The sequence below is a fragment of the Nitrospinota bacterium genome, assembly GCA_035528715.1.
In the GTDB taxonomy this organism is placed as follows: Bacteria; JADFOP01; JADFOP01; order DATKYB01; family DATKYB01; genus DATKYB01.
Genome location: DATKYB010000003.1, coordinates 1 through 20,489 on the forward strand (window position 1 = coordinate 1; position 20,489 = coordinate 20,489).

A 20,489-nucleotide genomic window follows, 5' to 3' on the forward strand; every position below is an offset into this window, starting at 1 on the left:
GGTATTATCAAAAAAAATGGATAAAAATAAAACCAAGATCAAAAAGATGCCCTCTCTTTCTTTAATCAAAAGTTATTTCTTCGCGGCGATTATATTCTTGATAATGATAAATTGTGGAGAGCCATCAAAAAACACCGGTAAAGAGGTGGTTGCTACGATTAATAACAAAAAGATATACCTAGAAGAGCTTCAGGCAAAAATCGGTTTTTTAAAGCCCATAAAGAGCGTCACGGATGACAAGCAAATTTTTGACTTAAAAAGGGAGATATTAAATAAAATGATAGAAAGAGAGGTTATTCTGCAAGAAGCCATTAGGCTTGGAGTAGAGGCTTCTTCAGATGAGGTCGAAAGTAGAGTAAAAAGCTTACTCACGGATTACTCACAAAAAGAGCTTGACAGGACTCTAGAGAGAGAAAACGTTAATTTTAAGGGATGGAAGCTAAGAGTAAAAGAGGACTTGATGATAGACAAATTAATATATCAAGAGATAAATAGCAAAATCGTCGTGACTGATAAGGAGATTCAAGAATACTACAATCAGCATAAAGAAGAGTTTCATCAGCCAGATCAGATTAGAGCACTACAGATTGTTGTTGAAAAGGAGGAAGAGGCTTATAAGGTTCTCGAAGAGCTTTCTTCAGGCAAAGATTTTAAAAAGTTAGCACAGGAGAAATCGATTAGTCCTGATGCATTGGAAGGGGGAGATTTAGGATTTTTTAGCAAAGGAGAGATGCCAGAGGAGTTTGATAATACTGTTTTTAAACTCAAAAAGGGAGAGATCAGTAATATTGTAATAACTCCATACGGATTTCATATTTTTAAGGTTATAGATAAAAGAAAGGGTGGCGTGAAGAGATTGTCATCAGCTAGCGAAAAGATTAAGAAGAAACTCATGATGCAGAAACAGAATGAGAGATTTCGAATCTGGGTTAAGGGCTTAAAAGAAAAAGCAACCATTACAATTAATGAAAAATTGCTTTCCTAATCATATTATGAAATTAAAACTCAAAAAAGCCGAATTATTAAAGACCTTTCTCTTCTGTCTACTGGGAACCTTGTGGATAGTTGGCTGTTCTTCCTCAAAAAACACTGCGAGTAAAACTTCAGGACCAAAAATTTCTCATAGAAGTATTGAAAAAAAAATTGAATATAAAGAACCCTTATATGGAAAAACAGTAGATAGAGTTGCTGGAAAGGTCAATAATGATATCATTACCTTAAGTGAGATTCAAGAGATGAGCCTACCCCTTTTGCAGGAGATTAGAGAGACATATTCGGGTCATGAAAAAGAGGTTAAAATAAAAGAGACTGAAAAGGAGTTTTTAGAAAAATTAATCGAGAACAAGCTTCAGTTACAAAGAGCTGAAAAAAGAGGGATTTATGTTGCTGAAAAGGAAATAGATAATGCTGTAGAAGATGTTAAGAAAAGAAATTCCATATCGGATGAGGATCTGAAGAGACTTCTAAAAGAAGAGGGATTGTCCATAGAGGACTATAGAGAGCGTTTAAAAGAGCAGATTCTTATAACAAGGGTTTTTAATGCCGAGGTCCGGTCAAACGTAGTGGTAACTGAAGAGGAGATAAGAGAATATTATAATGAGCATATAAATAAGTTTACAAAGCCAGCAGAGGTGGAGATAAGACAGATATTATTTTTGAATGACACCAATGCTAGTGACCCCCAAAGAGATGAAAAGGAAGCAAAAGCAAGAGATATTCTTAAGAAGATTCGAGAAGGGGCAGATTTCACCGAGATGGCACGCAGATATTCAGAGGGCCCCTTGGCAGACAAGGGAGGATATATTGGAGGATTCAAAAAAGGAGAGATGATCCCAGCAATTGAGAAAGCGGCCTTTACTTTAAACGAAGGAGAGGTAAGTGATTTAATAAAGACTGAGCAAGGGATTCATATAATTAAAATAGAAAAAAGGATGTTTGATGCTGCCAAACCTTTAGATGAAGTTGGGGAAGAGATTGAAAGAGAGTTATTTAAAGAAAAAATCAAGGCCAAATATGACCAATGGATGGAGGGGCTGAAAAAGGGAGCTGTAATCGAGAGGTTTTTATAGAAAAAATTTTAAAAAATCATAAATAAAAGCTTGCAAAATTATTCAGAAAGGTATAATTTATTACAGAAAAGGAAATTCGTTAAGTAAAAGAGCACTAAACCACTCTTTAAAATAGTCCTGAGAGACTATTAAGGGATGGAGAATGAAGAGATCGAAAAAATTAAATAAGAAAAATCAAAAAATTACAAATTACCTCCTTACAATAGTAGGGAGGTTTTTTTGTGCCTTATTCTTAATGCATGATATAAACTAAATCAAAGAGTATAAGAGGGGAAGATATGGCTGAAGTAATGAATGAAAAAGAGATCAATAGAGCCTTAACGAGGATATCTCATGAGATATTAGAACGGAACAAAGGGTGTAAAAACCTCGTGTTGATAGGGATTAGAACAAGAGGGGTCTATCTGGCTGAGAGAATAAGGTCAAAGATTAAACAGATTGAAGGAGAGGATATTCCCGCAGGAATTATTGACGTTACATTATACAGAGACGATTTACACAGAGAGATTCCCCAGCATATTGTTAGAAAGACAGAGATTCCTTTTTCATTGAAAGATAAAAGAGTGATTCTCGTCGATGACGTTCTCTATACGGGAAGAAGCATAAGGGCTGCACTCAATGCCTTAATAGACTTTGGAAGGCCAAGCGGTATTCAACTTGCTGTTTTAATAGATAGGGGCCACAGGGAGCTTCCTATTAGGGCAGATTATGTAGGGAAAAATCTACCCACCTCTAGAAGAGAGTCTGTTAAGGTAATGTTAAAAGATAAGGATGGTGATGAGAAAGTTATTATAGAGGAGCAGATTCAAGAATGAGAGGAATATAAGTCATGAAAAGAAAACACCTTCTTGGAATTCAAGGGCTAGATAAAAAAGAGATTCTATTTATCCTAGATACAGCAGAATCTTTCAGGGAAATATCCAAAAGAGAGATTAAAAAGGTTCCGACACTTCGCGGAAAGACATTGATCAACTTTTTCTACGAGCCGAGCACAAGGACAAGAACCTCTTTTGAGATAGCCGGAAAACGTTTAAGCGCAGACGTAATTAATATCTCTGCATCTGGGAGCAGCTTGTTTAAAGGAGAGACCCTAAAGGATATGGCGAAAAACTTAGAGGCCATGAATCCTGACATTTTGGTTATCAGACACCCTTGCCCAGGCACACCCCTTTTTTTGGCAAACATTATGGATTGCTCCATTATTAATGCAGGGGATGGCGCCTGCGAACACCCAACCCAAGCGCTTTTAGACCTCTTTACAATTAGAGAAAAAAGGGGGAGGCTTGAGGGGCTTAAGGTGGCTATTATCGGAGATATTTCCCATAGCAGGGTAGCGCGGTCAAATTTCCATGCAATGTTAAAGCTGGGAATGAAGGTGTCGGTTGCAGCTCCCTCAACGATGATTCCTCCATATCTCGAGAGATTTGGGGTTAAGGTATTTAATTTTATGGAAGAAGCCATCAAAGACGTGGATGTCATTATGATGTTAAGGATACAGCTTGAAAGACAGACAAACAATCTCTTCCCGTCTATCAGGGAGTATTCTAGATTTTTTTGCCTCAACCCTGAGAGATTAAAAATGGCTAAAGAGGATGTTCTGATTATGCATCCCGGGCCTCTAAACAGAGGAGTAGAGATAGATCCAGAGGTGGCGGATGGACCTTATTCTATTATACTCAATCAGGTGTCAAATGGAGTGGTGGTTAGAATGGCTATATTATATTTACTGTCCGGAAGGAGTGATGATGATGCTATTGATTAAAAAAGGAAGGGTTTTAGATCCTGCAAGCAAAACAGATGATACGATGGATATTTTAATAAAGGATGGCAAAATAAATTCCATAGAAAAAAACCTCTCAGCTAAAGAGGAAATAGAGGTGATTGATGCCAAGGGAAAGTTGGTGGTTCCAGGTCTTATTGATGTCCATACCCACCTTAGAGAGCCTGGATATGAATATAAGGAAACGATTAAGACAGGCACAGAAGCGGCGGCTGCCGGAGGATTTACCTCGATAGCATGTATGCCCAATACCATGCCAGTAAACGATAATAAATCGGTGACAGATTTTATCATCGCTCAAGCAAGAAACGGAGGGACTGTCAACGTATATCCTGTGGGAGCAGCAACAAAGGGACAGAAGGGCGAGGAGCTTGCTGAGATAGGAGAATTGAAGGAAGCAGGCGTTGTGGCGGTATCCGACGATGGAAGGCCTGTGATGAATAGCGAAGTAATGAGAAGGATCTTAGAATATACAAAGATGTTTAACCTTCCTGTTATATCCCATTGCGAGGATCTTTTTCTTTCCGCTGAGGGGGTAATGAATGAAGGCTATTTTTCAACCTTATTAGGTCTGAAGGGCATTCCGGAAGCTGCAGAAGAGGTTATGGTGGCGAGGGACATAGCCTTAGCAGGGCTAACCAAGGGAAAACTCCACATCGCCCATATAAGCACAAAAGGTTCATTGAGATATATAAAAGAGGCCAAAGAGCGAGGCATTGATGTTACTTGTGAGGTAACCCCCCACCACTTTACATTAACAGAGGATTATCTAAAGGAGTATGATACAAATTACAAAATGAACCCTCCTCTGAGGACAGAGGAAAACAGAGAAGCATTACTGCATGGACTCAGGGACGGGACAATAGATATCATTGCTAGCGATCATGCCCCACATGAGATTACATCAAAAGAGGTAGAATTTGACCACGCTTCTTTTGGGATTATCGGCTTGGAGACCACACTGCCCCTGACACTTAGGCTGGTCCATGAAAAGGTTATTTCCCTAAAAGAGGCAATAGCTAGGCTTACCATCAACCCTTCCAGGCTTCTTAATCTGAACAAGGGGAGCTTAGGAATCGGGAAAGATGCTGATATTACTATCATAGACCTAGAAAAAGAGGAACGCATCGATATTAAAAAATTTAGATCAAAGAGTAAGAACTCCCCTTTTGATGGCTGGAGATTAAAGGGGGTTGTGGAAAAAACAATCGTAGGAGGGAGGATCGTATTTGATAGAGCAGAAAAAGGCTAAGCTTGTTTTGGCTGACGGTACTGTGTTCGAAGGAAGGAGTTTTGGGGCCAGGGGCGAGGCTGTTGGAGAAGTCGTCTTCAATACAAGCATGACGGGCTATCAGGAAATCATGACAGACCCATCCTATAAGGGACAGATCGTTACCATGACCTATCCCTTGATAGGAAACTATGGAGCAAACGAGGAGGACCATGAGTCAATCATGCCCCAGGTTGAGGGGTTTGTTGTTAAAGAGAACAGCCTCTATCCGAGTAATTGGCGCTCCAAAAAGACATTGGATGAATATCTTAAAGAAAATAATATTGTGGGTATCGAAGGTATCGACACAAGGAGCTTAACAAGACATATAAGGGATGTAGGAGCCCAAGAGGGTATTGTCTCTTCAGAAGACCTTGACAGCAAGAGCCTTCTTAGAAAAGCCAAAAAGTCTCCTGGGCTTATTGGAAGGGATCTGGTCAAAGAGGTTACATGCAAAAAGGGATATCAATGGAGCCAAGGGGAATGGTCTCTAAAAAAGGGCTATAAAGAATTCTCTCCTTTAGAAGATAACAAGGAGAGATTTAATGTGGTCGCCTATGACCTGGGAATCAAATACAATATATTGAGGAAACTGGTTGAGGCTGGATGTAATGTTACCGTCGTTCCGGCAGACACAGAGGCAGAGAAGGTATTAGAACTCAATCCGGATGGCATACTCCTCTCCAATGGCCCAGGAGATCCTGAAGGCGTTCCGTATGTAGCGCAAAATGTAAAAAAGCTTTTAGAGAAAAAACCGATTTTTGGTATCTGCCTTGGACATCAGATTCTGGGATTGGCTTTTTTGGGGAAAACCTTTAAGTTAAAATTTGGACACAGGGGTGGCAATCAACCTGTGATGGACTTAAGCACTGAAAAGGTAGAGATTACCTCGCAAAATCATGGATTTGCTGTAGATTCAGAAAGCCTGCCAGACGATATTAGAATAACCCATATCAATCTAAACGACAGAACCGTTGAGGGGCTCATGCATCAAGAGCTACCCATATTTTCTGTTCAGTACCATCCAGAAGCCTCGCCCGGTCCTCATGATGCCTCCTATCTATTCAAGCGTTTTATGGAGAGCATGAGGAAGAGCAAGAAATAACCTCTCTTAATAAGGAATAAGGGCTTGCCAAAGAGAAAAGATATAAAAAGCATACTGCTCATTGGCTCAGGACCGATTGTGATTGGCCAGGCGTGTGAGTTCGATTATTCTGGAACACAGGCCTGCAAAGCCTTAAGAGAAGAAGGGTACAGGGTTGTATTGGCAAACAGCAACCCTGCAACCATTATGACAGACCCAGAGATGGCCCACTCTACCTATATCGAACCGCTTATACCTGATGTTATTGAGAAGATTATTGATAAAGAAAGACCCGATGCCCTGCTTCCAACAATGGGGGGACAGACAGGCCTCAATCTTGCTGTAGCCCTTGCAGAGGGAGGAGTTTTAGAGAGGTACAAAGTAGAGCTAATCGGGGCCAAGCTGGATGCCATCAAAAAGGCTGAGGATAGGGATCTGTTTAAAAGGGCCATGGATAAAATAGGACTTGACCTGCCAAAGAGCGGATATGCCCATTCAAAAAAAGAGGCATGGGAAATAATAAAAGAGATAGGCTTCCCTGCTATTATCAGGCCTTCTTTTACATTGGGGGGGACAGGAGGAAATGTGGCCTATAATGGGGAAGAGTATGAGGAGCATATAGAATGGGGGCTTAGTGCCAGCCCGAGGCACGAGATACTCATTGAACAGTCTGTTTTGGGATGGAAAGAGTATGAGCTTGAGGTGATGCGGGATCTTAAAGACAATGTGGTGATTGTCTGTTCCATTGAAAATCTTGACCCTATGGGAATACATACGGGGGATAGTATTACAGTGGCGCCAGCCCAGACACTTACGGATAAAGAGTATCAGATGATGCGTGATGCGGCAATCGAGATCATTCGAGAGATAGAAGTAGAAACAGGGGGTTCGAATATCCAGTTTGCCGTAAATCCAGAGGACGGAAGGCTGGTGGTGATTGAGATGAATCCGAGGGTATCAAGGAGTTCAGCCCTCGCATCAAAGGCTACAGGCTTTCCTATTGCGAAGTTTGCTGCCAAGCTGGCAATCGGCTATACCTTAGATGAGATACCGAATGATATAACAAAAGAAACACCCGCTTCCTTTGAACCCACCATTGATTATTGCGTGGTAAAGTTTCCAAGGTTTGCCTTTGAAAAGTTTCCTGAGGCCGATCAGACCCTGACAACCCAGATGAAATCTGTAGGAGAAGCGATGTCGATTGGCCGGACCTTTAAAGAGGCCCTGCAAAAAGCGATTCGGTCCCTAGAAATAGATAGCTATGGGTTGGATAGAAGGGAACTGGAAGAAAAGGGAGAGGAGAGGCGAAAGCAGATCATCGAAAAGCTAAAGACCCCTAACTGGGAGAGGGTATGGTACATAGCTGAGGCAATAAGAGAAGGGTTTTTATTGGATGAGATCTTTGAGCTGACAAAGATTGATAGATGGTTTTTATTTAATATCAAAGAGATCGTTGAACTAGAGGAGACCTTGAAAAAAGACTTTAAAATCGCCTCTAGGGAAGAGAGTTCTTTTAAGCTTTTAAAGAAAGCCAAAGAATATGGTTTTTCCGATAAAAAGCTGGCAGAACTTCTTTCTACTGAAGAGGGGACAATAAGAGACTTAAGGAGGGAGAGGGGGATAAAAGCGGTATTCAAAAGGGTGGATACCTGTGGCGCAGAATTTGAGGCCTATACGCCCTACCTCTATTCCACGTATGAGAGAGACTGTGAGGCCATGCCTAGCAATTTAAAAAAGATAGCTATCCTGGGGAGCGGTCCTAACAGGATAGGACAGGGAATAGAGTTTGATTACTGCTGTGTTCACGGAGCCTATGCCCTTAAAGAGGATGGATTTGAGACCATAATGGTTAACTGCAATCCAGAGACGGTGAGCACTGACTACGATACCTCAGACAGGCTCTATTTCGAACCCCTTACCTTTGAAGATGTCATGAATATCATCGAGGTAGAAAGCCCTGATGGAGTAATTGTGCAGTTTGGCGGTCAAACCCCCCTAAAACTGGCTGTTCCGCTTCAAAGAGCGGGTGTTAAGATTATAGGAACCTCTCCTGACAGCATTGACAGGGCTGAAGACAGAGAGAGGTTTAAAGAGCTTCTTTTAAAGCTCGATTTAAAACAGCCAAAAAATGGGATAGCCATTTCTACTGATGGTGCCATTCCTGTGGCCAGGCAGATTGGATTTCCAATTATTGTCAGGCCTTCCTATGTCTTGGGCGGAAGGGCGATGGAGATCGTATATGACGAGATAGAGTTAGAGAAATATATGAGGTTTGCTGTGAAGGCTTCTTTTGACCATCCTGTTCTTATCGATAAGTTCTTAGAGGATGCTATTGAAATAGACGTCGATGCAATCTCTGATGGAACAAGGGTCGTTATCGGAGGCATCATGGAACATATTGAAGAGGCCGGGATCCATTCTGGAGACAGCGCCTGTTCCCTGCCTTCTTATTCCATATCCGAAGGGCTTCTAAGTGAGATATTGAGACAGACAAAACTCCTTGCCTTAGAGCTAAATGTTGTTGGTCTCATCAATATTCAATATGCAATAAGGAATGGGGACATCTATATCCTTGAGGTAAACCCAAGGGCATCAAGAACCATACCCTTTGTCAGCAAGGCTATTGGTGTGCCTTTAGCCAAGCTAGCAGCAAGGGTCATGACCGGAAAGACCTTAGAGGAACTCGGTTTTATCGAGGAGAAAAGGCCCAAGCACTTTTCTGTAAAAGAGGCTATCCTTCCCTTTATAAAATTTCCTGGGGTTGATACGATTTTGGGTCCTGAGATGAAATCTACTGGAGAGGTTATGGGCATCGGTTCCTCTTTTGGCAAGGCTTTTGCTAAATCCCAGCTGAGCGCAAACGGCTCTATCCCAACAGATGGAACAGCATTCCTAAGCGTTAAAGATAAAGACAAGCCCCAAGCTGTTAGGCTAGCCAAGGAACTCTTTTCCATAGGCTTTAAGATTATCGCCACAAGGGGGACAGCAGCGGCCATCAATCAATCAGGCATTCCTGCAGAACCTGTCCTAAAGGTGAAAGAGGGACGACCTCATATTGTGGATAAGATAAAAAATGGTGAGGTAAACCTTGTTATCAATACCCCTATTGGAAAGAGCTCACTCAGGGATTCCTATTCAATAAGGAGAACAGCGCTGGTTTGCAATATCCCCTATTGCACCACCATCCCAGGAGCATTTGCAGCAACCCATGGCATTAAGGCCCTAAAAGAGGGGAAGCTCAGTGTTTCTTCCCTGCAAGAGTATCATCAGGCAAAGGATTTGTTAAGCAAGGCATAAAAAATCTAAAGCCCGATACAATCGGGCTTTATATGAATCTATAAAATCAATAGGTCCTAGCACCTTGAGGGCGCGCAGAGATTTTCTTCATTTTTAGCGGCCCTTCCGCACTTTGTGCAGACAAACTCAGCACCCTTCGCAAGTTTTTTAATAACATCAAAGTCTTCAGCCTTTGCTAGCTGGCACATATGTTTTTCATGACCCAAACACTCCTCTTTTGTAACTTCCGCCATAGAAAATCCTCCTTTCTTATTTAATGAGAGACTCTTTTAAATAAATAATAGATATCATGGGTTCTGTCAATACTTTTCTTCAACCCCCCTTTTTTTGGAAAAATTTTACAGAGATAGCGAAAAACCTTCTTAACTCTTTTAAATCCAATAAGATAAAATGTCTAAAGTAAACAGAAAAATAGACCGATAATATAGGAGATAAATTATAAAGTTTTTGGGGAGTCAGATGGGAGAAGTCTTAGAAAAACAAGACATTGCCTATGCAAAGAATATCATCGATCTTTTCCTTAAAGCCAGAGATTCTCAAGAGATTCATAACGGAAAAAAAGAGGTCTCTTCAAGAATAATCGATGAAATTTATCAGGAATTTTCTCGAATTTTGACCCTAAAGGAAAAATTGAATTTTGGAATCAAAGGGAACAGGATAGAATATGATTCTGAACCGGTCTATGCCAGCATAGAGAAAAAGGACAACCTCGCCCTCTTCTTTTTTAATGACGGAATCAGGGAGATTAGCTTTAAAAAGGGGCTCACCAAGGAAGAAACAAAGAAGTTTGTTAAGATCGTCTCTACAGACTTTGACTCAGAAAGAAAAGAAGATGATGTCGTTACCATTCTTTGGGAGAAGAACTTTCAGCATATTGGCTATGTTGTTGATGAAGCCTATATGACGAGAGATGAGCAAAAGGATATAGAGAAGCTTGTTGATAGGCTTGGCAGGGCTAAAAAGGTCTTTAGGATGTATGCTGAAAACAATCCCGTCCATTCAAAAATCATTAATGACCTTTATGAAATCCTTTCTGATTTTTTAAACATAAAGGATGTATTGAGACTCCATATTGAACAAAACAAAATATTTTTCAAGTCTAAAGAAGTCTATACAAATCCAGAGCGGCAAAGTAACCTCGCCCTCTTCTTTTTTAGGGATGGAATCAGACAGCTTTCCTTTAAAAAGGGACTCACTCTAAAAGAATTAAGAGATTTTCTTAAAATTATCTCTTTTGATTTTGATGTAGATAAGGAAGAGAATGACCTGGTTACATTGATGTGGGAGAAGGAATTTCAACATATTACCTATTATGTTGATGAAAACTTTCTTTCTGAAGGAGATGATTTTGAAGAAAAGGCTGTATCGGAACTTAAAAAAACCTATATAGAACAGGAGGAGAAGGATTTTAAAATTCAAAAAAAACCAATTAAAGAAGAGGATGGAGAAGAAGTTCTTGGCATAGAGATTTCTCCGCTCACAGATAAAGATTACCAATACATTGCTTTGGAGGTTGAGAAGAGCTCTAGGGATAAAACAGAGAGGCTTATGAATACTGCCCTGGGACTTTTTCATGCCACAGAGGACGCCTCTGAATATAAAGATATAGAAAATGCCATAAAAAATACTATAAACTACACCATTGAGACGAGCAAATTTAATATAGTAATTAGGTTTTTAGAAAGATTAAGGGAAGACTATCTTAAAAAGGAAGAAAAATATAGTTTTTCACCTCATTTATCGAATATTGTTTATCATTTAAGTTCAGAAAAAGTCATTGATCTGATTGGACAAATGTTTGATAGGGAAGTTCAGGTCGATGAAGAGACAAAAGAAAAATTTATTTCCCTTCTTGATAAAAGGGCCATTATTCCCTTAGCAAAAAAGCTGGCCGATTTAAAGAGTATCACAGCTACAGAGACCTTTCTTCATGCTTTAACCGTGCTTGGCAAACAGGATATCGATGCCCTTGCAGAGGGTCTTAACAATGAGAACTGGTTTGTTGTAAAGAATATTATCTCGATCTTAAGAGAGATTGGGGATAAAGATGCCTTAGGACGTCTCAAGGAGTGTATAGGGCACAGCGATAAGAGGATAAGAAGGGAAGCGATTAAAATCCTGGCAAAACTCAGCGGAAATGAGGCTTTAGAGACGATTAAGAAGGCCTTGGAGGATGAAGACCCTTTTATACGCTCCCTTGCTATCAAATCTTTAGAAGAGATAGATTCTCAAGAATCAAAGAGAATTATCCTAGAAAAGATTCAAGAGAAAGATTTTCCTCATAAGAGTTATAGCGATAAAAAAGGATATTTTCAGATTCTGTCAAAGACAAAAGACCCCGAAATAAAAAATCTTCTTTTAAAAATTTTTAAAAAGAGAAGCCTTTTCAAAGGTGCAATGCATAATGATACAAAGGCGGTTATTGCATATTATTTTGGGAATACACAATTTAAAGAGGCCCTTCCTTATCTTAATAAATTAAAAAATTCAAGACACAAACTTCTCAGGACCAATGTCAATATAGCAATCAGGAAGATAAAAAATGGTTGATAATCCACAAATACAGGAAGACAGAACGCCAAGAAGCCTCATTAATCATCTGTCCATTCTTCTTAGAAATCTACAGATACATGATCCCAACAACACGGCTGTTAGAGATTCAATCGAGAAATTCATGAAGCTTGTTACCCCTGTTCTCAACTCAGAAAAAGAGCTCAGAATCGACCTCATCGGAGAGTACTTCTATTTGAATAATTCAAGGGTAAAGTTTCCATTGAACCTTCTCCAGAGCTTTGATTTTCTCATAAGTGAGTTCAAAAAGAGAAGGCTTGGGAGCATTATCTTTGGTGAGCATACCAACCTAACAGACATCCAGAGTCTCATCATGGCGCTTCTTGCATCTTCTTCTTCGGGCGATCCTTTGGAATCCATGGAGACAATCCTTAAAGATGTTGACAACATCTGGATTGAGGAGTTCCATGAGGCGAAAGAGACGCAAGTCGTGGACAAAAAAAAGGGTGTTACGAAGGCATATTATAATGTTGTTTCATGTGCGAAGAGCATTGCTGAGCGGATCAAAACAAATGAAAAAATTGAGTTTAAAAAGGCAAAAAGAGCGATTGAACCGATTTTAGATTTGGTCATAGCTGAAGAACCCCTCCTCTATGGAATGACTGCAATAAAGGACTATGATGAGTATACCTATTACCATTCTGTTAATGTGTGCATCTTTTGTGTTACCATTGGCCAGAAGTTAGGTTTAAGCAGGAAGGCATTGAGAGATCTAGGTATCGTTGGCCTTTTTCACGATATCGGAAAGACCCACATCCCCGTTGCTATTCTCAATAAACCAGGCAAATTAAACGAGTACGAATGGAAAATCATGAAAAAGCATCCTTTTGAGGGCTTTAGAGAAATCATCAAAATGAGAAAAGTTGATCAACAGCTTATGAGAATGGCCATGGCTTCCCTAGAACACCATATCAAGTGTGACCTTTCGGGATATCCGAGTGTTAAGCATATATCTGAATTGAATCTTTATTCAAAGATTGTATCCATAGCGGATCAGTATGATGCAATGACATCAGCCCGGGTTTACTCCCGTGAGCCAAAGTCGCCAAACAAGACACTTACTATTATGGTAGAAAACGCTGGTTCTGATCTCGATCCCGTTTTGCTTAAGGTCTTTTTAAATATTGTCGGCACCTTTCCTATCGGCTCTTTTGTTAGTCTCAATACAAAAGAGGTGGGATTTGTACAGGAGTCCAATAAATTCCTTTTTGAAAGGCCAAAGGTTCTTATTATTTTTGACAGCAAAGGGCAAAGAATAGAGAAACCCTTTGTGAAAGACCTCTCTCGAAAGGATGAGCAAGGAAGGTATTTAGGCGCGATAACAAGGACCCTTGATCCGAAAGAGTATAATATAAGCTATGCTGAATATATATTAAACTAGCCTTACCTCTCTTTAGAAATAATCATTCTCCCTTTTTTGGCTTACCCCTTTTGCCTTGACAAATATTATCCTCTCTGTTATCAAAAGGTGCGATAATCTGTTTTTTCATTCCATCCGAAGGGGTTATTTGTGGCTTTTAAGAACCTAAGAGAATTTGTCTCTCGATTAGAAAAAGAAGGGGAGCTAAAGAGGGTTTCTGTTCCAGTTAACCCTGAGCTAGAGATTACTGAGATTGCTGATAGGGTGGTGAAAAGGTCTGGCCCTGCCCTTCTCTTTGAAAGGGTTGTGGGCTCAAAGGTCCCTTTACTCATTAATGCTTTTGGATCGAAAAGGAGGATGGCCCTAGCCCTTGGGGTTGGGGACATAGAAGAGATTGCCAAGGAGATTCAATCTCTTATTGAAACAGAGATTCCATCAGGACTTTTTGATAAGATAAAGACCCTAGCAAGAGCGGCAAAGCTCACCTCTTTTACGCCTGAGATAGTAAAGAATGGAGAGTGTAAGGATGTCATCATAAAAGAGAACCCATCCTTAAATATCTTACCCATTATGAAATGCTGGCCAGAAGACGGAGGGAGATATCTTACCCTTCCACAGGTATTCACCAAAAGCCTCAAAGATGGAAAGAGGAATGTGGGGATGTACAGGATGCAGGTCTTTGATGAGAAAGCAGCTGGGATGCACTGGCATATCCACCACGATGGCGCAAGGCATTTTCAAGAATATAAGAATGCAGGAAAAAGGATGGAGGTTGCTGTTGCTCTTGGTGGGGACCCTGCCCTTACCTATGTGGCTACTGCGCCCCTTCCTCCAAACCTTGATGAAGTCTTGTTTGCGGGGTTCTTAAGGAAAAAGAAGGTTCAGCTCGTTAAAGGGGAGACCATTGATATCGAGGTGCCGGCAAATGCTGATATTATTCTTGAGGGATATGTAGAGCCAGATGAGATGAGAAGGGAAGGCCCTTTTGGAGACCATACGGGCTATTATTCTCTGGCTGATGATTATCCTGTGTTTCATCTGACCTGCATCACCCATAAAAAAGATCCCATCTATCCTTCAACGATCGTTGGAAAGCCACCCATGGAAGATGCCTTTATGGGAAAAGCAACAGAGAGAATATTTTTACCCCTCATAAAGATTCAGATTCCTGAGATTATCGATATCAACTTTCCTATAGAGGGCGTGTTTCATAATCTTGCTATCATCTCCATCGATAAGAGATATCCCTTTCATGCCAGAAAGGTCATGCACAATATCTGGGGAATGGGCCAGATGATGTTTACAAAGACCATTATCATTGTCGATGCTGATATTGATATCCATAACCTTAATGAAGTACTGTGGAGGGTAACCAGCAGCATAGATCCCAGAAGAGATATCACCTTTACTGATGGGCCTGTAGATGTTCTTGATCACGCATCACCTCTTCCAACTGTAGGATCAAAGATGGGAATTGATGCCACAAAAAAATGGAAAGAAGAGGGGTTTAATAGAAAGTGGCCTAGCGAGATTGAGATGTCCAAAGATATTATCGAGCTTGTAGAGAAGAGATGGAAGGAGTATGGTTTTGATTCTCAAGAAAAAAAGGAAAATCTTTGATGTATAGAAAACTCTCTGTCATCTTAGAGGATATAAAGTTTGAGCACACCCTCTTTGCCCTCCCCTTTGCCCTTATGAGCGCATTTATTGCAGCAGGCGGTATTCCGCTTTTGGATAAATTGTTCTGGATATTAGTGGCCATGGGAGGGGCTCGGAGCGCTGCGATGTCCTTTAATCGGGTTGTTGATGCAAAATTTGATAAAGTAAATATCAGAACAAGGAACTGGGCCATTCCTTCTGGAAAACTTAAAAAATCCCAATATACCATCTTTATTTTTATTTCGATCCTTATTTTCGAGCTGGCATGTTTTAACTTAAACACCTTGGCTTTTTATCTCTCGCCCCTCGCTCTCTTTATTTTATTCTTCTACTCCTTTACCAAGAGATTTACGATATTTTCCCATTTCTTTTTGGGATTGGCTCTTGGGATTGCGCCTGTTGGTGCATGGATTGCCATAAGGGAGGAGATTTCCCTTGCCTCTCTGATTATTGGACTCTCCGTTCTTTTATGGACCGCGGGATTTGATATCATTTATGCCTGTCAGGATGTAGAATTTGATAAAGAACAGAAACTCTTCTCTTTTCCAGAGAGATTTGGCATTTCCTTTTCCCTTCGTTTCTCATATTTCCTCCATATGATTGTCATCATAACATTAGCTCTCTTGATATTTATAGCTGATTTGAGACATATCTATCTTGTTGGATGGTTGATGATTAGCCTTCTCTTGATATATGAACACCGAATTATAAAGCCTTCTGACCTATCGAGAGTTAATACGGCCTTTTTTACCATAAATGGTGCGGTAAGCCTTTTTCTCATGTTTTTTACCCTTTTTGATATCCTCTATGGAAGATTTTTTATTTAGTGACAAAGCATTATTAAAGATAGCTGATAAGGTGAGAGAGGAAAGACGTCTTTCTTTTGAAGACGGAGTTTTGCTCTTTAAATCTCCTGATCTTTTGGGCTTGGGTTATCTTGCTAACATTGTCAGGGAAAGAAAGAACGAAAATAGAGCCTATTTTGTTAATAATCGACACATCAATCCCACAAATATATGTGTAAATCTCTGTAGATTCTGTGCCTTTGGAAAAGAGCGGGGGGATAAGGGTGCCTATGAATTATCCATGGATGAGATACTCAAGAAGGCAGAAAAAGGGGTTGAGCAGGGAGCAAAAGAGTTTCATGTTGTTGGGGGATTACATCCCGACCTTCCCTTTGAATACTATCTGGAAATATTAAAAAATCTCAGCTTAAGATTTCCAGACATACACATTCAGGCCTTTACAGCTGTAGAGATCGATTATTTCTCTCGTATTTCTTCTCTTTCTTTGGAGGAGACCCTAGGCAAGCTAAAAGAGGTGGGTTTAGGCTCTATCCCTGGAGGCGGTGCAGAGGTTTTTAGCGAAAGAGTGAGAGAGCTTGTTTGTCCCAAAAAGATAAGTGGCGAGAGATGGCTTGAGGTTATAGGGACTGCCCATAGACTGGGAATTAAGAGTAATGCCACCATGCTTTATGGACATATAGAGACCGCTCAGGAGAAGGTGGATCATCTTTTGAGACTGAGGGAATTGCAGGATAAGACAGAAGGATTTATGTCTTTTATCCCTTTGGCCTTTCATCCCAAAAACACAGAAATGCCTGATATTAAGAGGACTACAGGCCACCAAGACCTCAAACACCTGGCCATATCCCGCCTTATGCTGGATAACTTTCCTCATATCAAGGCATTCTGGATTATGGTTGGTCCAAAGATTGCCCAGATTTCCCTCTCCTTTGGTGTAGATGATATTGATGGAACAGTTTCTGAGGAGAGAATCACTCATTCTGCTGGTGCCGAGACTGAGGAGTACATCTCAAAAGAGGAACTTATCAAGATGATTAAAGAGGCAGGGAGAACACCTGTAGAAAGAGACACCCTTTATAATGTATTGGCTTGCTAATAAGAGCTGTTCAGACCGTATTTTCCAGAGAAACTCATAAACTATTATGAATAAAGGTTTTATTAGATTTGGTTGCCATAACTTTTTAAATGTAAGGCCCCTCATCGATCCCATTATGCGAGGGGAGATTCCTCATCGTCTGAATCTGATTATGGATATGCCCTCAAGGCTCTCTGATATGATGCAAAAAGGAGAGATTGATCTGGGCTGGATTCCCTCAGTAGAATATGGAAGAATTAAGGATTGTCTGATCATACCGGGCATATCGATTTCTTCTTACATGTCAGTAAAAAGCGTTGTTTTGATAAGCAGGGTGAGATTTGAAAAAATAGGAAAGATCGCCTTGGATATCAGTTCGAGGACATCTGTGGTCATGATTAAAATCCTTTTAAAAAAATATGGTGTCACACCTGAATTGATTTCTATGCCACCAGATTTTCAGAAGATGATGGGGGTTGCTGATGCGGCGTTAATCATAGGTGATAATGCTCTTATGGCTGAAAAAGGAGGATTTATCGTCTATGACCTTGGTGAAGAGTGGTATAAGTTTTTTGGATTGCCCTTTGTTCATGCCTTATTATTAGTTCGGCCTTCTTTTTCCTTGGGAGATCAGGTGGATGTATTGTTTAAGGCAAGAGATATGGGGCTTTCTCGAATAGATCGGATCATTGATGAAGAATCAAAGAAACTGGGTATTTCTTCGGAGCTATGCAGGGACTATTTTGAGAAGAGGGTCTATTATGAGCTGGGAGAGAAAGAACTGGAAGGGCTTTTGGCCTTTTACTCTTTGGCAAATAAAGAGGGTTATTTAGAAAGGGTGCCGGAGCTTCGATTTTATGAATAATCTTTTATTAGAAAAGGTATTAAAAGGGAAGAGGCTTTCTCAAGATGAGATTTTTGGGCTTTTTCAACTCGATCTTTTATCTTTAGCGAATATAGCAAGCCAAGTAAAACAGAGAAAGCATTCCCATAATATGATTACATATATCATCGATAGAAATATCAACTATTCCAATATTTGCGTTTCAGGATGTAAATTTTGTGCTTTTTACAGGAAAAAGGATGACCCTGAATCTTACACCTTGGCTAAGGAAGAGATTTTTAAGAAGATTGACGAATTAATATCAAAAGGTGGCTGTCAAATCCTGATGCAGGGCGGCCTCCATCCAGACCATTCTTTGGATTTCTATGAAGACCTTGTTAGGGAAATTAAAGCAAGATTTGATATCCATATTCATGCCTTTTCTCCACCAGAGATCGTCCATATTGCAAATATCTCAAGTCTTTCCATAGAGGATGTTATAGTAAGGCTCAAAGACGCTGGATTAGGTTCAATCCCCGGAGGGGGTGCGGAGATTCTCTCTAATAAAATCAGGAAAAGGATAAGCCCCAATAAATGCACTGCTGATGATTGGATAAATGTAATGAGATTGGCCCACAAAATTGGTTTGAGGACGACCGCAACAATGATGTTTGGTCATATTGAAACCCTTGAAGACAGGGTGGTTCATCTATTAAAGATTAGAGAACTGCAGGATGAAACCGGAGGATTTACAGCATTTATCCCTTGGACCTTTCAGCCGAAGAACACTCAATTAAAAAGAGCTTCGGTGAGTAGTTATGACTATTTGAGGACTCTGGCCATATCAAGGATAGCCCTTGAAAATTTTGAGAATATTCAGGCATCATGGGTTACACAGGGAGATAAAATAGCTCAAATTGCACTCTTCTTTGGCGCCAATGATATGGGAAGTACGATGTTAGAGGAGAACGTGGTCAGGGCAGCAGGGGTCTCTTTCCAGATGACAGAGGCTCAAATCTGTCGGCTTATTGAAGATATAGGCCTTATACCCCGAAGAAGAGATACTCTTTATAATCTGCTGTAGGACTTTTCCAACCCCTTTTCACAGTCAATCTAAAAGATTCTTTTATCCTGCTTGTAATATTTATCTTGGTCTTATGCGAGCTTTTTGAAGCAGGATGGGGAAAGGTGCAGTATCCTTCGGGGAACCAACTACATTGAGAATCACGCCCAGACCTTACATGACATTCTTTAAAGCTCGGGCATTTTTTCATAATCATCTCTCCCCAAATTATGCCTGTTACTTTTTTAATATTTCTGCAAATTCTATACCGAGAAGTATCTTGCTTTGAGACCTTCTTACATTTCTGACAATGGCCTTTATATGCTCTATTGTTGGTCCCTTAGGAAGCTGAAAAGAGAGGTAGAACTCGGCGCCGACTTCATAATAATACTCTGTTGCCATAAGGCACCCTCCCTCACTTAAGTCCATTATATCCCCTGTCCTTGTGACAATACTGTAGATAGAGGCAGGGACATTTATCTTTGCCCTTTTGTGCCTCCTAAGGTACATTTCTTTAATAACTTCAGGATATGTTAAGAAGATTATTGGAAAGGGTTTTGAACCTATATCCAACACAGATGTCTCAAAGCCATATACGGTTCTTAAGATTTGAAAGTGTCCAATATAGGCGATGCCTTTAGAAATTTTAACAGGCCTTCCGTCTAATAGGGGACTATCAGCGACTAAAAATTGATTTCTTTTCCATCCAATGAGCTCTGTCTGATAATATGTTGTTTTATCCGCAATCTCTTCATGGAGAGACAGGGGCAGCCCTACCTTGAAGTAGTCTTTGATTTTTAAGATTTCCTTCATTCTGTTTCCCTTGAACATTAATATTCCCCTGTTTTCTTATCGGCCTATTTCGGTATTTTCTTGACCCACTTTTTATATCCTGTTAAATTTAAAAAATACATATTGTTATGGGGAATGGTCATGAGAGAAAAAATTGGAGTGATAGGGGGGAGCGGAGCTTATCAATTATTAAAAGAGAGGCTCGGGATTTTAAAGGAAAAGAAGATTATTCATACCCCTTTTGGTAAGGGCGTATTGCTTCACCTCTATGATTTTAAAGGGGTGAATTTTATATTTTTATCGAGACATGGTGAAAAGGGATACTCTCTCTCTGCCCCTTTTGTTAATTATAGGGCAAATATCTGGGCACTAAAAGAGGTAGGCGTGGAAAGAATTATCTCCTGGTCAGGACCAGGCATAATAAACAGATCATTTAAAATTGGCGAGTATCTCCTCCCTCACGACCTTATTGATGAGACAAAGGGGAGAGAAAGCACCTTTTTTAAAGATACGGGTCTTGGCTTTATCAGGCAAAAAGAGCCCTTCTGTCCTGAAATTCGATATGGCCTTAAAAAAACATTAAAGAAATTAAACCTGCAATTTCAGGAATCGGGCGTTTATGTTTGCACCCAGGGGCCAAGGCTTGAGACCCCTTCTGAGATAAAGAAATTTAAAATAATAGGCGGGGATGTGGTGGGGATGACACTGGTTCCTGAGGCATTTCTTGCAAGAGAGTTAGAGATCTGTTATGCCTCTCTATGCTATTTGACAAATTTCGCTGAAGGGGTTAAAAAAAGGTCCTTTAAAAAGGGGAGCTTATTTGAAGGGATGCAGACAGAA

18 protein-coding genes are annotated in these 20,489 nt (G+C 40.3%); 15 read left to right on the forward strand and 3 right to left on the reverse strand.

What is annotated here, in order from left to right:
• From VMW81_00110 to carB, 7 genes are all read left to right on the forward strand, one after another.
• On the forward strand, positions 1-985 hold a 985-nt coding region (locus VMW81_00110; GenBank protein ID HUU49350.1), incomplete at its 5' end, for a peptidyl-prolyl cis-trans isomerase.
• A complete protein-coding gene (locus tag VMW81_00115; protein HUU49351.1) occupies positions 966-2,069 on the forward strand; it encodes a peptidylprolyl isomerase in 1,104 nt (367 codons plus the stop codon). The genes VMW81_00110 and VMW81_00115, both read left to right, overlap by 20 nt.
• Before the next feature lie 263 nt (positions 2,070-2,332).
• A complete protein-coding gene (pyrR, locus tag VMW81_00120; GenBank protein HUU49352.1) occupies positions 2,333-2,884 on the forward strand; it encodes a bifunctional pyr operon transcriptional regulator/uracil phosphoribosyltransferase PyrR in 552 nt (183 codons plus the stop codon).
• A gap of 14 nt (positions 2,885-2,898) precedes the next feature.
• Positions 2,899-3,831 (forward strand): aspartate carbamoyltransferase catalytic subunit, encoded by a 933-nt coding sequence (locus tag VMW81_00125; protein ID HUU49353.1) that lies wholly within the window; start codon positions 2,899-2,901, stop codon positions 3,829-3,831.
• Positions 3,815-5,101 carry a dihydroorotase gene (locus VMW81_00130; protein HUU49354.1) on the forward strand — a complete coding sequence of 429 codons (1,287 nt, stop codon included), beginning with the start codon at positions 3,815-3,817 and terminating at the stop codon, positions 5,099-5,101. Before VMW81_00125 ends, VMW81_00130 begins: the two co-directional genes overlap by 17 nt.
• The gene (gene carA / locus VMW81_00135) at positions 5,082-6,224 is read left to right on the forward strand and encodes a glutamine-hydrolyzing carbamoyl-phosphate synthase small subunit (GenBank protein HUU49355.1); all 1,143 of its coding nucleotides are present in this window, start codon (positions 5,082-5,084) and stop codon (positions 6,222-6,224) included. Before VMW81_00130 ends, carA begins: the two co-directional genes overlap by 20 nt.
• A gap of 24 nt (positions 6,225-6,248) precedes the next feature.
• Positions 6,249-9,500 (forward strand): carbamoyl-phosphate synthase large subunit, encoded by a 3,252-nt coding sequence (carB, locus tag VMW81_00140; protein ID HUU49356.1) that lies wholly within the window; start codon positions 6,249-6,251, stop codon positions 9,498-9,500.
• Positions 9,501-9,556: 56 nt separating this feature from the next.
• Here carB and VMW81_00145 read toward each other — a convergent pair whose 3' ends face one another.
• Positions 9,557-9,733: a hypothetical protein gene (locus VMW81_00145; protein ID HUU49357.1), complete on the reverse strand. Its 177-nt coding sequence runs from the start codon at positions 9,731-9,733 to the stop codon at positions 9,557-9,559.
• Between the two features lie 226 nt (positions 9,734-9,959).
• On the opposite strand from VMW81_00145, the gene VMW81_00150 reads away from it, so the two are divergent.
• The 7 genes from VMW81_00150 to mqnC all read left to right on the forward strand — a co-directional run bounded on the left by VMW81_00150 (position 9,960) and on the right by mqnC (position 18,878).
• Positions 9,960-12,050: a HEAT repeat domain-containing protein gene (locus VMW81_00150; protein ID HUU49358.1), complete on the forward strand. Its 2,091-nt coding sequence runs from the start codon at positions 9,960-9,962 to the stop codon at positions 12,048-12,050.
• Positions 12,043-13,452 carry an HD domain-containing phosphohydrolase gene (locus VMW81_00155; GenBank protein ID HUU49359.1) on the forward strand — a complete coding sequence of 470 codons (1,410 nt, stop codon included), beginning with the start codon at positions 12,043-12,045 and terminating at the stop codon, positions 13,450-13,452. Before VMW81_00150 ends, VMW81_00155 begins: the two co-directional genes overlap by 8 nt.
• 129 nt (positions 13,453-13,581) lie before the next feature.
• A complete protein-coding gene (locus tag VMW81_00160) occupies positions 13,582-15,051 on the forward strand; it encodes a menaquinone biosynthesis decarboxylase (protein ID HUU49360.1) in 1,470 nt (489 codons plus the stop codon).
• Positions 15,051-15,917 (forward strand): UbiA-like polyprenyltransferase, encoded by an 867-nt coding sequence (locus tag VMW81_00165; GenBank protein ID HUU49361.1) that lies wholly within the window; start codon positions 15,051-15,053, stop codon positions 15,915-15,917. The genes VMW81_00160 and VMW81_00165 overlap by 1 nt, the downstream gene beginning before the upstream one ends.
• On the forward strand, positions 15,898-16,992 hold the full coding sequence (gene mqnE / locus VMW81_00170) for an aminofutalosine synthase MqnE (protein HUU49362.1): 1,095 nt from the start codon (positions 15,898-15,900) through the stop codon (positions 16,990-16,992). Before VMW81_00165 ends, mqnE begins: the two co-directional genes overlap by 20 nt.
• Positions 16,993-17,038: 46 nt before the next feature.
• Complete coding sequence (locus VMW81_00175; GenBank protein HUU49363.1) at positions 17,039-17,836, forward strand: menaquinone biosynthesis protein; 798 nt, start codon at positions 17,039-17,041, stop codon at positions 17,834-17,836.
• Positions 17,829-18,878, forward strand: coding sequence for a cyclic dehypoxanthinyl futalosine synthase (gene mqnC, locus VMW81_00180; protein ID HUU49364.1), 1,050 nt, complete (start codon positions 17,829-17,831; stop codon positions 18,876-18,878). The genes VMW81_00175 and mqnC overlap by 8 nt, the downstream gene beginning before the upstream one ends.
• Here the strand turns inward: mqnC and VMW81_00185 are convergent.
• Both VMW81_00185 and VMW81_00190 read right to left on the reverse strand, forming a co-directional pair.
• Positions 18,838-19,068, reverse strand: a complete 231-nt coding sequence (locus VMW81_00185; GenBank protein HUU49365.1) for a hypothetical protein — start codon at positions 19,066-19,068, stop codon at positions 18,838-18,840. The genes mqnC and VMW81_00185 overlap by 41 nt on opposite strands.
• Positions 19,069-19,094: 26 nt before the next feature.
• On the reverse strand, positions 19,095-19,670 hold the full coding sequence (locus tag VMW81_00190) for a flagellar brake protein (protein ID HUU49366.1): 576 nt from the start codon (positions 19,668-19,670) through the stop codon (positions 19,095-19,097).
• Positions 19,671-19,790: 120 nt separating this feature from the next.
• Here VMW81_00190 and VMW81_00195 point away from each other — a divergent pair.
• On the forward strand, positions 19,791-20,489 hold a 699-nt coding region (locus VMW81_00195; protein ID HUU49367.1), incomplete at its 3' end, for an MTAP family purine nucleoside phosphorylase.